At 71.4% G+C, this 13,564-nt stretch carries 12 protein-coding genes and 1 riboswitch; of the genes, 9 read left to right on the top strand and 3 right to left on the bottom strand.

Annotated elements, in window-relative coordinates; translation table 11 throughout:
* Positions 1–127: 127 nt before the first annotated feature.
* The 9 genes from J2S35_RS06035 (at position 128) to J2S35_RS05995 (ending at position 10,050) form a co-directional block, all read left to right on the top strand.
* Positions 128–583, top strand: coding sequence for an SRPBCC family protein (locus J2S35_RS06035; protein WP_309850958.1), 456 nt, complete (start codon positions 128–130; stop codon positions 581–583).
* A gap of 180 nt (positions 584–763) precedes the next feature.
* A riboswitch (SAM riboswitch) is annotated at positions 764–851 on the top strand.
* A 125-nt stretch (positions 852–976) separates the two neighbouring features.
* Positions 977–2,959 carry an acetate--CoA ligase gene (locus J2S35_RS06030; RefSeq protein ID WP_380083849.1) on the top strand — a complete coding sequence of 661 codons (1,983 nt, stop codon included), beginning with the start codon at positions 977–979 and terminating at the stop codon, positions 2,957–2,959.
* A 69-nt stretch (positions 2,960–3,028) separates the two neighbouring features.
* Positions 3,029–4,267 (top strand): dimethylsulfone monooxygenase SfnG, encoded by a 1,239-nt coding sequence (gene sfnG / locus J2S35_RS06025; protein ID WP_309850956.1) that lies wholly within the window; start codon positions 3,029–3,031, stop codon positions 4,265–4,267.
* Positions 4,264–5,562 carry an O-acetylhomoserine aminocarboxypropyltransferase/cysteine synthase family protein gene (locus J2S35_RS06020; RefSeq protein WP_309850955.1) on the top strand — a complete coding sequence of 433 codons (1,299 nt, stop codon included), beginning with the start codon at positions 4,264–4,266 and terminating at the stop codon, positions 5,560–5,562. Before sfnG ends, J2S35_RS06020 begins: the two co-directional genes overlap by 4 nt.
* The gene (locus J2S35_RS06015; RefSeq protein WP_309850953.1) at positions 5,559–6,125 is read left to right on the top strand and encodes a CoA-binding protein; all 567 of its coding nucleotides are present in this window, start codon (positions 5,559–5,561) and stop codon (positions 6,123–6,125) included. The genes J2S35_RS06020 and J2S35_RS06015 overlap by 4 nt, the downstream gene beginning before the upstream one ends.
* Complete coding sequence (locus tag J2S35_RS06010; protein ID WP_309850951.1) at positions 6,122–6,931, top strand: ABC transporter ATP-binding protein; 810 nt, start codon at positions 6,122–6,124, stop codon at positions 6,929–6,931. Before J2S35_RS06015 ends, J2S35_RS06010 begins: the two co-directional genes overlap by 4 nt.
* Positions 6,928–7,965 (top strand): aliphatic sulfonate ABC transporter substrate-binding protein, encoded by a 1,038-nt coding sequence (locus J2S35_RS06005; RefSeq protein WP_309850949.1) that lies wholly within the window; start codon positions 6,928–6,930, stop codon positions 7,963–7,965. The genes J2S35_RS06010 and J2S35_RS06005 overlap by 4 nt, the downstream gene beginning before the upstream one ends.
* On the top strand, positions 7,965–8,858 hold the full coding sequence (locus tag J2S35_RS06000; protein ID WP_309850946.1) for an ABC transporter permease: 894 nt from the start codon (positions 7,965–7,967) through the stop codon (positions 8,856–8,858). Before J2S35_RS06005 ends, J2S35_RS06000 begins: the two co-directional genes overlap by 1 nt.
* Before the next feature lie 373 nt (positions 8,859–9,231).
* Positions 9,232–10,050 carry a hypothetical protein gene (locus J2S35_RS05995; RefSeq protein WP_309850943.1) on the top strand — a complete coding sequence of 273 codons (819 nt, stop codon included), beginning with the start codon at positions 9,232–9,234 and terminating at the stop codon, positions 10,048–10,050.
* Between the two features lie 108 nt (positions 10,051–10,158).
* Here J2S35_RS05995 and J2S35_RS05990 read toward each other — a convergent pair whose 3' ends face one another.
* The 3 genes from J2S35_RS05990 to J2S35_RS05980 all read right to left on the bottom strand — a co-directional run bounded on the left by J2S35_RS05990 (position 10,159) and on the right by J2S35_RS05980 (position 13,564).
* Positions 10,159–11,376: an amidohydrolase gene (locus J2S35_RS05990; RefSeq protein ID WP_309850940.1), complete on the bottom strand. Its 1,218-nt coding sequence runs from the start codon at positions 11,374–11,376 to the stop codon at positions 10,159–10,161.
* A 180-nt stretch (positions 11,377–11,556) separates the two neighbouring features.
* Complete coding sequence (locus tag J2S35_RS05985) at positions 11,557–12,453, bottom strand: SDR family oxidoreductase (protein ID WP_309850938.1); 897 nt, start codon at positions 12,451–12,453, stop codon at positions 11,557–11,559.
* A gap of 61 nt (positions 12,454–12,514) precedes the next feature.
* Entirely contained in the window at positions 12,515–13,564 is a 1,050-nt protein-coding gene (locus J2S35_RS05980; protein ID WP_309850936.1) for a DUF6177 family protein, read from the bottom strand.

Raw genomic sequence — 13,564 nt, 5'->3', positions numbered from 1 at the left:
CCTTGTCTAGGGTCGGTCGATCATACGCAGCGACGAGTCGCTTAGGTAAGACTAACCTGAGCTTGGCCTATTAGGAAACCTGGACCTTTCCTAATAAACGCCGATTTTCGTCTCGTAGGCTGTCCCCATGCAGACGACACCGACCCGACAGGTCACCTCACGAGACCGCATCACCTACACCGTGGAGACAGCTCGCGACCCGAAGGAGCTCTTCGAGACGCTGGCCAACCCGCACCGGCACCACGAACTCGACGGCAGCGGCAGCGTCCAGGCAGAAGTGACTGGACCGGAGCGCCTCACCCTGGGCGACGAGTTCGTCACCCACATGGAGCTCAACCACCTGCGCTACAAGATCCGTAACCGCGTCACGGCCTTCGAGGACGGCCGGCTCATCGAGTGGACCCACCCCGGCGGCCACCAGTGGCGCTGGGAGATCGAGCCCCTCGCCGAGGGCGGCGCCCGCGTGACAGAGACCTGGAACACGGCCGGGGCCAAGATGCCGCGGCTCGGGTACGTCATCGTGGGCGCCTTCCGCCGCAATGACGACGGCATCCGCGAGACTCTCGCCCGGCTCGCCTCCTAGCGAGACCCGCCCTTCCCCACCCCCTGCCCCAGCCCCGCAGCGGGGCGCGGGGCGCGGGGAAGAGACCAGGGGCAAGGGGCGAGCGGCCCCGGGATGAGACCAGGGGCCAGAAGCCCAGCATGTGGGCAGGCCCACGAGGGGACTTGCGCAGAGCGCCCGCTCGATGCATTCTAGAAACACGAACCATCCAGAGCGGCCGAGAGACTTGGCTCCATGACGCCGCAGCAACCCTGATTCAGCAGGGTGCTTCCGCCAAGATCGATGGAGTGATTTTCCGTGGTCAAGGCCGCCGCGCCTCTGCGCACCCGCACATCCCCAGGCGCTCCGGGACTCACCGCAGCCGCCGCTCTCGCCAGCCCCCGCCGGGCCCGCGCCTCGGAGCTCGAGTCCCTCTTGCCAGACGGGCCCCTCACCGCCCCGGCCGCACAGCACCCCACCCTGGACCCGCAGTTCCTCGCGCACCCCACCACCGAGGCCGAGCGCCAGCGCTACTGGGCCGACGCCGCCCGCCGGCTTCACTGGGACGAGCCCTGGCACACCGTCCACGCCGAGTCCGTCAGCCCAGACGGCGTCCCCGCCTTCACGTGGTTCGAGGGCGGCCGCCTCAACGTCGCCGTCAACTGCGTGGACCGCCACGTGGCGGCGGGCCGCGGCTCCGAGGTCGCACTGCACCTTGAGGGAGAGCCCGGCGACCGGCAGACCGTGACGTACCGCCGCCTCCAGGAGCTCGTCTCCCAGGCGGCCCACGCCCTGGAGTCGCTGGGCGTCGGGCCGGGGGACCGTGTGGTCATCCACCTCCCGGTGATCCTGGAGACCGTCGTCGCCGCCTTGGCCTGCGCGCGCATCGGCGCGGTCCACGCCCTCGTCTTCGGGGGTTTCAGCGCGGAGGCGCTGAAGTTCCGCATTGAGGACACCGGCGCCAAGGTGCTCATCACAAGCGACGGCCAGAATCGCCGCGGCCTGCCGGTGCCGGTCAAGCCTCTCGCGGATGAGGCCCTGTCTGGGGACAACCGGGTCGAGGCCGTTCTCGTGGTCCGCCGCACGGGCCTGGACGTCCCGCTGACTCCCGGCCGAGACCGGGTGTGGGACACGTTCGTCGGCGGCTTTCCCACCGTGCACGAGCCAGCCTCCTTCGACGCAGAGCACCCCCTCTTCATCATGTACACCTCGGGCACGACCGGCCGCCCCAAGGGCCTCGTGCACACCTCGGGCGGGTATCTCACGCAAGCGAGCCTGACGTTCGAGCAGCTCTTCGGCGTCGCCGGCCGCCGCGTCCACTGGTGCACCGCGGACCTCGCCTGGGTCACGGCCCACACGTACGCGCTCTACGGCCCGCTCTCGAACGGCGCTGCGCAGGTCCTCTACGAGGGGACGCCTGACACGCCCCACCCCGGCCGGCACCTGGAGATCATCGAGCGCTACGGTGTGACGAGCTACTACACGGCGCCCACCCTCGTCCGCACCCTGCGCTCCTGGTTCCCGGACGGGCTGCCCACCCACTACAACCTCGCAAGCCTCGCCATCCTCGGCACGGTGGGCGAGCCCATCGACCCCGACACCCACGCCTGGTTTGCGCGCGCCTTCGGCCCCCTTCCCCACGTGGACACGTGGTGGCAGTCAGAGACCGGCGCCACCGTGTGCTCCCCCCTCCCCTGGGAGATGGGAGAGGGCGACGACGCTGCCGCCGCGCCCGTCCCCGCCGGCTCCGTCCACGCTGCCCTGCCGGGCTCGCGGGCGCTCGTCGTGGATGACGCGGGCCGCCCCGTGAGCCCGGGCCAGTCGGGGCACCTCGTCCTGGGCGCCGTCCCGCCGGGGATCGCCCGCACCGTGTGGGGGAACCCGGGCCGGTACCGGGACTCGTACTTCGGCGCGTTCGCGGAGCGGGGCTGGTTCTCTTCCGGGGACGGGGCGACGCTCGACCGCGACGGCCACCTCTGGGTCTCCGGCCGGGCGGACGATGTCCTCAACGTGTCCGGGCACCGCCTGTCCAGCATCGAGATCGAGTCCGCGGTCCTGACGCTGCCCGAGGCCACGGAGGCGGGCGTGTGCGCGGTGCCTGATGCGCGAACGGGGCAGGCTGTGGCGGTTTTCGTCGTCGGCCCCTCCACGCGCACGGATGACGCCGCAGCGGTCCGCGAACGCGTGAGGCAAGCGGTAGCCGCCGCGATTGGCCCGGTGGCCAAGCCCGCGCACGTCGTGGCCGTCGAGGACGTGCCGAAGACCCGCTCCGGCAAGATCATGCGCAGGCTGCTGGGCCAGATCTTCACGGAGACCCCACTCGGGGACACCTCGAGCCTCGCCAACGAGCCCGCCCTTGCCGGCGTTCGCGAGCGCGTGACCGGGCTCCGGTCCGCGGGGATTCTTCCCCGCCTCTGAACCACGGCGCCGCCCTCGCGGCCCGTCTCCTTTCCCTTCACCTCACCCTTCCCTACCCAGGAGGCTCCCATGAGCACACTCTCGTCCACCCTCAAGACCCCCGTTTCCGCCCTGGAGACGCCGCTGAAGTTCGCGTACTGGGTGCCGAACGTCTCGGGCGGGCTCGTCGTCTCGACGATCGAGCAGCGCACGGACTGGCAGTTCCCGTACAACCGCGAGCTGGCGCGGATCGCCGAGCGCTCCGGGTTCGAGTACGCGCTGACCCAGACCCGGTACGCGGCCAGCTACGGCGCGGACAAGCAGCACGAGGCGACCTCGTTCAGCCTCGCTCTCCTCGGGGCCACGGAGCGTCTCAACGTCATCTCCGCCATCCACCCTGGGCTGTGGCACCCCGGCGTGCTGGCGAAGTGGCTCATCACGGCGGACCACCTCTCGGGCGGCCGGTCTGCGGTGAACATCGTCTCCGGGTGGCTCAAGAACGAGTTCACCGGCTTCGGGCTGGAGTGGCTGGAGCACGACGAGCGCTACGTGCGCACGGAGGAGTTCATCACCGCGCTCCGGGGCCTGCTCACCGAGGACGGGTACTCGCAGAGCGGCTCGTACTACGACATCTCCGACTTCACCCTTAGCCCCAAGCCCCTGCCTCAGGCGGCTCGACCGCACCCGGAGATCTTCTTCGGCGGGAACTCGACGGCGGCGCAGGCCGCGGCAGGGCGGACGGCGGACTGGTACTTCTCCAATGGCCGCTCGCTTGAGGGGTATGCGGAGAACGTCGACGGCGTCCTCGCCGCCGCGCGGGAGGCCGGCCGCACGCCGAAGTTCGGGATCAACGGCTTCGCGATCGTGCGGGAGAGTGAGGCGGAGGCCCGCGAGACGCTCCGGGAGATCATCGCCAAGGCCCACCGGCCCGCCGTCGAGGGGTTCCAGAGCGCCGTCAAGGAGGCCGGGCAGTCCACGAAGGACGGCAAGGGCATGTGGGCAGACTCCTCGTTCGAGGACCTCGTCCAGTACAACGACGGGTTCAAGACGCAGCTCATCGGGACGCCGGAGCAGGTGGCGGAGCGGGTCATCGAGTACAAGAAGCTCGGCGTGAACCTTCTCCTCACCGGGTACCTGCACTTCCAGGAGGAGGTCGCCGCGTTCGGGCGCGACGTCCTGCCGATTGTCCGCGAGCTCGAGGCGGACCTCGCCCGCGCCCACGGCACGGAACTGGACTCGAGCCTCGTTCCGGACGTGCCGGGCGTCAGCGCCGAGGAGGCCACCGCCTCCGCCGACGCCACCCTGTCCCCCGAGAGGAGCGCGGCATGAGCCAGGACCGCACCTTCGGGCTCCGCACGCGGGCCCTCCACGCCGGGGGGACCCCGGATGCCGAGCATGGCTCGCGGGCCGTCCCCATCCACCAGACCACGTCCTACGTCTTCACGAGCACGGAGGACGCGGCGAGCCTCTTCGCCCTCCAGAAGTACGGCAACATCTACTCGCGGATCGGCAACCCCACGGTGGCCGCGTTCGAGGAGCGCATCGCCTCCCTCGAGGGCGGGATCGGAGCCGTGGCCACCGCGTCGGGCATGTCGGCGATTTTCCTGGTCTTCGCAGCGCTGGCGGGCTCGGGGGACCACATCCTCGCCTCCTCGAAGCTCTATGGGGGGACCGTGACGCAGCTGGACGTGACACTGCGCCGGTTCGGGATCGAGACCACGTTCGTCGACAGCAACGAGGCGGCGGACTTCGCTGAGCACCTCCGCCCCGAGACGAAGGCGATCTTCACGGAGGTCGTCGCGAATCCCTCCGGCGAGATCGCGGACATCGAGGGGCTCGCCGCTCTCGCCCGCGAGCACGGCGTGCCGCTCATCGTCGACTCCACGCTGACGCCGCCGGTCCTCTTCCGCCCGCTGGAGCACGGCGCGGACATCGTGGTCCACTCGGCCACAAAGTTCCTCGGCGGGCACGGGACGACGCTCGGCGGGGTCGTCGTCGAGTCCGGGCGCTTCGACTGGGGCAACGGGCGCTTCCCCGGCCTGACCGAGCCGGTGCCGAGCTACGGCGGCATCCGCTGGTGGGGGAACTTCGGCGAGTACGGGTTCCTCACGAAGCTGCGCTGCGAGCAGCTGCGGGACGTGGGGCCTGCCCTCGCGCCGCAGTCCGCGTTCCAGCTGCTTCAGGGCGTGGAGACACTGCCGCTGCGGATCGAGGCGCACATCGCCAACGCCCAGGCCGTGGCGGAGTGGCTCGAGGCGGACCCGCGCGTCACCTACGTCAACCACGCCGGACTGCCGAGCCACCCGCAGCATGAGCGCGCGCGGCAGCTTCTGCCCCGGGGCGTGGGCTCCGTGTTCAGCTTCGGGGTGGCCGGCGGGCGGGAGGCGGGGGCCGCGTTCATCAACTCCCTTCAGCTGGTCAGCCACCTGGCCAACGTGGGGGACGCCAAGACCCTGGCGATCCACCCCGCCTCGACCACGCACCAGCAGCTCAGCGCCGAGCAGCTCGCAGCGGCGGGCGTCCCTGACGACCTGGTCCGCCTCTCGGTGGGCCTCGAGGACCTCGACGACATCCTGTGGGACCTGGACCAGGCGCTCACGACCGCGACAGGAGAGCAGCGATGACTGCGCAGACGACGGCCTGCACCCTGGCGCCCGAGCCCGCCCCGGGCTCCCCGGCCCCCGCCGAGCGCCGCTGGCAGGGGCCCGGGGCCTCCGAGCGCCTGAGGATCCTCCGCGCCGCCCAGAGCATCGCCCTTGTGGGGGCGAGCGCGAACCCTGCCCGCGCCAGCTACTTCGTGGCCACGTACCTGCTGGCGTCTGCGAACTACCGCGTGTACTTCGTCAACCCCGCGGCCACGGAGATCCTCGGCCAGCCTGTCTACCCCTCGCTCGCGGACCTGCCCGAGGTCCCTGACATCGTGGACGTGTTCCGCAAGGACTCGGACCTCCCAGGGGTCCTCGCTGAGGTCTCCGCTTTGGGGACGACGACGAGGGGCGGCCGCCCGGTCCTGTGGCTCCAGCTCGGCTCGTGGAACGAGTCTGTGGCTGAGGCCGCCGAGGCCGCCGGGCATCCCGTGGTCATGGACCGCTGCGTGAAGATCGAGCACGCCCGGTTCCACGGCGGGCTGCGGCTCGCCGGGTTCGACACGGGGGTCATCTCGAGCCGGCGCCAGGTCCTCGCGTGAGCGGCGGCGCGGCCCTGCCCCTGCTGGTTGAGGGCGTGGGGCAGCGGTTCGGCCGCGGACAAGCCAGCCGGGCCGTCCTCAGCGGCGTCTCCTTCGGCGCCGAGGCGGGCGAGATTCTTGCCGTCGTCGGCGCCTCGGGCTGCGGCAAGTCCACCCTCCTGCGGCTCATCGGCGGGTTGGACGCGCCGAGCAGTGGGCGGGTGCTCGTCGGGGACAGCTCGGCGTCCGGACGCGATGCTCGCACGGCCTTCGCCTTTCAGGAGCCGCGCCTGCTGCCGTGGCGCTCCCTGGAGGAGAACGTCCGCCTCGGCCTTCCGCCCGGCCTCGATAGCGAGGAGGCGGCGGAGCGCGTCCGCTCCCTCCTCGCGGAGGTGGGCCTGGCTGACCGCGCCTCCCAGCGCCCGCGCCAGGTCTCCGGCGGGATGGCCCAGCGGGTCTCGCTGGCCCGCGCTCTCGCCCGCCGTCCCGGCGTCCTGCTCCTCGACGAGCCGTTCGGGGCCCTCGACGCGCTGACGCGCCTGCGCATGCAGGGCCTCCTCCTCGAGCTCCATTCCCGCCACCCGGCCACGGTCATTCTCGTGACCCATGACGTCGACGAGGCGCTCGCCCTCGCCGACCGCGTGCTGGTGCTCGGCACCAACGGGGCCGACGACGGGGCCGGTCTCGTCGAGGACATCCCCGTCGCGGCGCCGAGGCCCCGTGACCGGGGCGGGGCCGAGCACGCCGAGCTCCGCTCCCGGCTGCTCCGCCTGCTCGGCGTCGACTCTGCCCATTCCACCAACCCCCTCCGGAGGATCTCAGCATGACCCGCACACACTCCACGACCTCGCGCAGGGCCGCCCTGAGCCTCGCAGCCGCTTCCGCGGCGGCTGTCCTCGCCAGCTGCGCCGGCGAGGGGCGCAGCGGTCAGGCCGGCGGCACCGCTCCTTCCGGCACGGTGACCCTGGACTACGCCACGTACAACCCGCTCAGCCTCGTCCTCAAGTCCAAGGGCTGGCTGGAGGCCACGCTCAAGGACCGCGGCATCGACGTGGCCTGGGTGAAGTCCACCGGGTCCAACAAGGCGAACGAGGCTCTCCGAGCGCACGCCATCGACGTCGGCTCCACCGCAGGCTCCGCGGCTCTCCTCGCGAGGTCCAACGGATCCCCCATCCGCACGATCTCCGTGTTCTCCAAGCCGGAATGGGCCGCCCTCGTGGCGCCGAAGGGCTCGGACATCACCACCGTGGCGGGCCTCAAGGGCGCCACCGTGGCGGCGACGAAGGGCACCGACCCGTACTTCTTCCTCCTCCAGGCGCTCGAGGCCGAGGGGCTCAGCCCGAAGGACGTCACCGTGCAGAACCTCCAGCACGCCGACGGCTGGGCGGCCGCCCAGAACGGCTCTGTGGCCGCGTGGGCCGGCCTGGACCCCATCATGGCCGGGGCCCAGGAGAAGGGCGCCTCGCTCTTCTTCCGCAGGGTGGACTTCAACACCTATGGCCTGCTCAACGCGCACGAGGACTTCCTCAAGAACTCGCCTGAGACCGCGCAGGCCGTCGTCGACGCCTATGAGAAGGCGCGCGCCTGGGCCCTGGCGCACCTCGACGAGACGGCCGCGATCCTGGCCGCAGAGGCAGGCCTGAGCACAACGGTGGCAGGCACCGTGGTCCGGGAGCGATCCAACCTCGGCGTGTCCGGCGTGCCGGGTGAGCACCAGCGGGCGGTCCTGGCCAGGGTGGGCCCGCTGCTCGTTGAGACGGGGGACGTGCCGGGACAATCGGCCGTCGACTCGGCGCTTGGCTCGCTCTTCGAACCGCGCTTCGCATCGGCTGCCGACTCCTCTCGCGTTAAGGACGCCTAATGTCTCACCTCACCACTGTTGAGAGCGCGACGACGGGGCCGCCCGCACCGAGCGCCGCCACGTTCGCGGACGGCCGGAGTCCCCGGCGCCTGGTACTCCGGGGGCCATCTGCGATGCGAGCGGCGACGCCGACGCGAGTCGCAGCTCGGTGGGCGGCGGGGGCTCTCATCCCCCTCGCCCTCCTTCTGGCCTGGCACGCCGCCAGCACGAGCGGTGCGCTGAGCCCGGCCCTGCTCCCCTCCCCCGGCTCGGTCCTTGCAGCGGGGCAGGAGCTCATCCAGCGCGGTGAGCTCCTGCCGCATGTGGCGATCTCCGCCCAGCGTGTCGTTCTCGGGTTTGTCGTCGGCGGTGCCGCTGGGGTCGCGGTGGGCTGTCTGCTCGGGCTCTCACGGGCCGCCGAAGCTCTCCTCGCGCCGCTCGTGGGGGCGCTGCGCGCCGTGCCCTCTCTCGCGTGGGTCCCGCTCTTGATCCTGTGGATGCGGATCGGGGAGGACTCGAAGGTCACGCTCATCGCGATCGGCGCCTTCTTCCCCGCGATGACGACGGTCTTTGCGGCCCTGCGGCACGTGGACCCGAAGCTCGTGGAGATGGCACGCACCTTTGGAGTGCGCGGGCTCTCACTCCTGCGGACCGTTCAGCTGCCCTCGATCGTGCCCAGCGTCTTCGCCGGGCTCAGGCTTGCACTGGCCCAGGCCTGGCTGTTTCTCGTCGCCGCGGAGCTCATCGCCTCGTCGATGGGGCTGGGGTTCCTCTTGGTGGACTCCCAGAACAACGGCCGCACGGACCGGCTCATCCTCGCCATCCTCCTCCTCGCCCTCCTCGGCAAGGCATCGGACGCCCTGCTCGGGTGGGCCGAACGGCGAGCCCTGGCCCGATGGGGCACGCCGGGGTGACGGTCTCGACGCGCTCGCGAGCAGCACTTCACACATTCGTTACACGCACGCTAGTATGAGCTTGTGTGGTCTTTCACGGTCCACACGCCACCTCCATCGAGCATTTATTGGGGAAATAACGCTCGGAGGCGCCAATCGAGACCGCTCGTCGGGCCCGTGCGGCGGCGCTGCGGCCCCACTGGGGATCAGGGGCCGCAGCGTTCCCCCAGCACACCGGGCCGGTCATCCCGGTGCCGCAGTTGATTGATACCGAACAGTAATCTCATTGCGACCGACGCGTGACCTCGGCGCGAGAGCATGGACAACAGCGGAACCTCTAGGGGCCCGAACTGACAGACGGGCCCCCCGCGCAGTCGAAAGGACCGTGTTCTCCATGCCGCAGACACCCCGGATCAGCCAGCGCTTCTCCGCCCGCGCCGCCCTGGCCTCGAGCCTCCTCGCCGCGAGCCTCGGCCTGGCCGGCACCGGTGCCGCCGCCCAGACCGCAGCCCCCGCCGACAACCCGCCCGCCGCCGCGGCGCCCCACGCCTCGGCTGCCGCCGCCGGCGCCACAGCCGCCGCGGAGAACCCTGGCGGCGTCGTCGTCACCTACCCCCTGGAGCTCAACCCGGTGGTCACAACGAGCCCCGATGGCTCCTACTTCGGCCTCGAGGGCGGGGCCCCCGCCGTCACCGCGCCCCTGTCCTACGTGGCCACCCCCATCAACGCCCCCGGCGCCACCGGGCCCGTGAGCTCCCGCGGGGCCAAGGCCGAGCCGCTCGCGGACGGCGCGTGGAAGGTCAGCGTCGCGGGAGTGGACGCGTCTGGCCGGGAGCTCCAAGGGGAATCGTTCGTCACCGTGCGCAACGGGCGCGTGACCCAGACCATCCAGATCCGCGAGAACCTCGCCCTGCCGATCGCCTGGGACACCTCCAACGGCGCCACCTCCCTCACCGTCACGCCCGCAGACCTGACCGGCGCCAGCGGGTACGGCTGGACGCTCGTCAACCAGACCACCGGCCGCATCCAGGCGTCGTCGCCGGTCCACCCGGCAGGAACCGCCTCCCAGGAGACGGCCACCCTGACCGGGCTGCCGGACGGGCGCTACGCCTTCCACGCCGAGTCCGCCATCAACGGCTACCCCGGGTTCCTCCCCGACCGCCGGGCCACCGTCACCTTCACCGTGCGCGGGGGCGTCATCTACGCCCGGTAGGCGGGCGTCCCCCGGTCCTGCCGGGGAATGGAGAACGACGGCGGGGCCGCCGAGCCCAGCCCCGCGGAGACGGCGGGGCCGAGTGCAGCGGCCCCGTCGTCGTGCGCTTCAGGAGCGGCCGAGGAAGGCGAGCATCGCGGCAGCGGACGCCACCACGCCGCCCGTGAGGGTGGGCTGAAGGGCGGGAAGGAAGTGCGGGTTGTGGTTCCCCACGGGGTCCTGGTCCGGTGTGAACCCGCCGAGCGCCCAGTACGCGTACGGCACCCCGAGGGCGTCCGGGATGATGCTGAAGTCCTCCGAGGCCGTGACCCGCTCCATGGCGTGCACGCCGTCCGCCCCGAACGCCCCCGAGAAGGCGCTGCGGAGGGTCTCGACCGCCCGCTCGTCGTTGACGGTCAGCGGGAACGGGTCATAGCGCTGGATCTCGGGCTCGCGGGGGCAGCGCCCCGCCTGGCATTCGGCCCGCACAATGCGCTCCACGCCCTCCTCGAGCGCCGCGAGCGTCTCCTCCGAGTACGCCCGCAGGTTGAGAAGGAGCTCCGCGGAGTCCGGGATGATGTTGGCCGTGTCGCCGGCGCGCATGCTGCCGACCGTCACGACCCCGAACTCGTCCGGGGACAGCTCCCGTGCCACGAGCGACTGAAGCCGGGTGACGACGGCCGCCGCCAGCACAACCGAGTCGATGGCCAGGTGCGGCATGGATCCGTGGCCGCCCTTGCCGAAGAGCCGGACCCGCAGCGACACCGCCGTTGAGAAGACGGGGCCGGCGCTGATAGCCACCTCGCCCGCGGGCGGGCCCGCCATGACGTGCTGGCCAAGCGCCACCACGGGGGCCGGGATGCGCTTCGCCAGGCCCGCGTCCACCATGGAGCGCGCGCCCCGGGCGACCTCCTCTCCCGGCTGGAACAGCATGATCGCCGTCCCCGACCACTCCTTCCGGTGCGCCGCGAGCAGCGACGCCGCGCCGAGCGCGCACGCGGTGTGGACATCGTGCCCGCACGCGTGCATGACCGGGACCTCGACGCCGTCCCGCTGCGCTGTGGCCGTGGACGCGTAGTCCGCGCCCGTCTCCTCGCGGACGGGGAGGCCGTCCATGTCGGCCCGGAACAGGACCGCGGGCCCCTCGCCGTTCTCCAAGACGCCCACCACGCCCCCGCCAAGCCGGGTCACCGCATACCCGAACCCTTCGAGCCGCTCCGCCACGAGCGCCGCCGTGCGCTCCTCCTGCATGGACAGCTCCGGGTGCGCGTGAAGGTCTTTGTAGAGGGGCTCGAGCCACTCCATCGTCGCGTCGAGGTCGGCGGCGATGCTCTCGGGAAGGGACATGGCGGCTCCTGGGCTGGGCTCTGAGGACGGGTGGGACGCGGCGGGGCCTTCGGAGCGCCCGACGACGAGCCTGCGGCGGCGGCGTCCCCGCGGGACCCGGACAAGCTGGCCGGCGGGGACGAGAGCGGCGGCTGCGTCGTCGTCATGATCCGTGCGCCGACGCAGCCGTGCCCGCGAGGCCTACGGGGTGGGCTGACCGCCGTTGACGTTGAGCGTCTCGCCGAGGACGAAGCTGGACTCCGGCGACGCCAGGAACACGTACGCGGGGGCGAGCTCAACAGGCTGGCCCGCGCGCCCCAGGTACGTGTCCTTGCCGAACTTGGGCAGCTTCTCCTTGGGCTGGCCGTCCGTCACCTGAAGCACCGTCCACACGGGGCCGGGGGCCACGGCGTTGACACGGATGCCCTTCGGGCCGAGCTGCTGGGCGAGGCCCTTCGTGAAGGCGTTGATCGCGCCCTTCGTGGCCGCGTAGTCGAGGAGGTGGCCCGAGGGGCGGTAGGCCTGGACGCTGGTCGTGTTGATGATGGACGAACCGGGCGTCAGGTGCTCCAGCGCCGCCCGCGTCACGCGGTACATGGCGAGGATGTTGACGTCGAACGTCGCCTCGACCTGCTCGTCCGTCAGCTCGCCCAGCTCGGGGACCGAGATCTGCTTGCCCGCATTGTTGACGAGGATGTCGAGCCCGCCGAGCTCCTTCGCGGCCTTGCCCGGCAGCTCGCTGGAGAAGTCGCGGTCGCGGAGGTCGCCCGGAATGAGGACGGCGGTGCGGCCCGCCTCCTCGATGTGCTTGCGGATGACCTGGGCGTCCTCCTCCTCATCCGGGAGGTAGTTGATGGCGACGTCGGCGCCCTCGCGGGCGAACGCGATGGCGACGGCGCCGCCGATCCCTGAGTCGCCGCCCGTGATGAGGGCCTTGCGGCCGGTCAGGCGGCCTGTCCCGCGGTACGAGGTCTCGCCGCGGTCCGGCTGGGGCTCGAGCTTGAGGTCAAGCCCGGGCTCCTCCTGGTGCTGCTTCGGCGGCTCGATGGACTCGAACGCCGTGACGGGGTTCTGGAAGGTGAGCTGGTCCTGCGGCATGGGTCCTCCTGAGATTGGGGATGGTGAGGGTGCCAAAACGCCCTCATGTCCAACCTACGCCTTACGCGCCGGCGTTCGTGCCGACGTTCGCGGCGGCGTGCGTGCCGACCAGGCGGGAGGTGAGCTCGTCGAGAATCTCGGCGGGGTGCCGCCGCGTCTCTGAGGGTGTGTCCGCGAGAATCACGGCAAGGCTGGCCCGCTTCGGCTTGTCTCCGAGGACCTCGCACCACTCCGCCCCGAGGCTCCGGGCAAACGAGACCACCTCAGCCGGGTCGTGCCCCTTGAGGGCCTCCGGGCCGAACACGGCCGCGGCCGGCACCGGCGCCCCCGTGTAGAACGGGGCCACCACGCCCGGGTCCCCGCCCACGAGCTGGAACGCCGTCCCCCACCGCACGGACTGCCCGTGAAGCATGTGGGCCAGCGAGACCCGCTCATCGAGGGTGAGCGGCTCTGTTCGCTCCAGGGCCGCCTCGACGTGCTCCACCACGCCGTTGCGAGGCTTCTGGATCTGAAGGGACCCAGTCAATCGCCGCTCCCCCAAAGGGCCCACGAAGTGCAGGAAGTGGCCCGCGGCCTTCTCCCGGGAGTAGGTGCTGCTGATGTCCTTGACCGACCACGGCTGCGTGACAGGCTCCTGCACGCCCCAACCGATCGGCGCCGAGCCGGTCAGCTCGGTGCAGACGGCTTCAGCGAGATGCCCGACCGTCGTCGTGATCCTCCGGGGACGGAGGGCCTCGGCGCGGAGGAAGATGCCGCCGCGGTCCTGCGCGAGCCCTTCGCGAGCGTAATGATCGGAGACGCTGTCCTCACCCTCGAAGATCCCGTCCGGCCGGCGCGAGACACGCTGGCCGGTGTCTCCGACGAACCAGCCGCCGCGGCCGTCCTCGACGATCCACCCCGCCCCCACCTCGCTCAAAAGACGCGAGAGGGAACGGGTGATTTTGGTCGTGTTGGGCGTGAGCAGCACGAAGCCGCGCCCGCTGGTCTTCGCCTCGCTCAGCGCCTTCGCGAGCCACTGCGTGTGGCCCACGAGGGGTGCGTCAGAGCGCAGGACAATGCTGCCGGCCACGGCCTCGCCGCCGCCCATCGTCATGCCGTTGATCTCACTCAT

This window comes from Falsarthrobacter nasiphocae, assembly GCF_031456275.1.
In the GTDB taxonomy this organism is placed as follows: domain Bacteria; phylum Actinomycetota; class Actinomycetes; order Actinomycetales; family Micrococcaceae; genus Falsarthrobacter; species Falsarthrobacter nasiphocae.
Note: the sequence above shows the minus strand (reverse complement) of the source record. Positions and strands in the feature narration are given on the sequence as shown.

Excerpts from the sequence above, each read along its gene's own strand:
- J2S35_RS06035 (WP_309850958.1), top strand. The coding sequence starts at position 128 with ATGCAGACGACACCGACCCGACAGGTCACCTCACGAGACCGCATCACC.
- sfnG (WP_309850956.1), top strand. The coding sequence starts at position 3,029 with ATGAGCACACTCTCGTCCACCCTCAAGACCCCCGTTTCCGCCCTGGAG.
- J2S35_RS06020 (WP_309850955.1), top strand. The coding sequence starts at position 4,264 with ATGAGCCAGGACCGCACCTTCGGGCTCCGCACGCGGGCCCTCCACGCC.
- J2S35_RS06015 (WP_309850953.1), top strand. The coding sequence starts at position 5,559 with ATGACTGCGCAGACGACGGCCTGCACCCTGGCGCCCGAGCCCGCCCCG.
- J2S35_RS06005 (WP_309850949.1), top strand. The coding sequence starts at position 6,928 with ATGACCCGCACACACTCCACGACCTCGCGCAGGGCCGCCCTGAGCCTC.
- J2S35_RS06000 (WP_309850946.1), top strand. The coding sequence starts at position 7,965 with ATGTCTCACCTCACCACTGTTGAGAGCGCGACGACGGGGCCGCCCGCA.
- J2S35_RS05995 (WP_309850943.1), top strand. The coding sequence starts at position 9,232 with ATGCCGCAGACACCCCGGATCAGCCAGCGCTTCTCCGCCCGCGCCGCC.
- J2S35_RS05990 (WP_309850940.1), bottom strand. The coding sequence starts at position 11,376 with ATGTCCCTTCCCGAGAGCATCGCCGCCGACCTCGACGCGACGATGGAG.
- J2S35_RS05985 (WP_309850938.1), bottom strand. The coding sequence starts at position 12,453 with ATGCCGCAGGACCAGCTCACCTTCCAGAACCCCGTCACGGCGTTCGAG.
- J2S35_RS05980 (WP_309850936.1), bottom strand. The coding sequence starts at position 13,564 with ATGAGTGAGATCAACGGCATGACGATGGGCGGCGGCGAGGCCGTGGCC.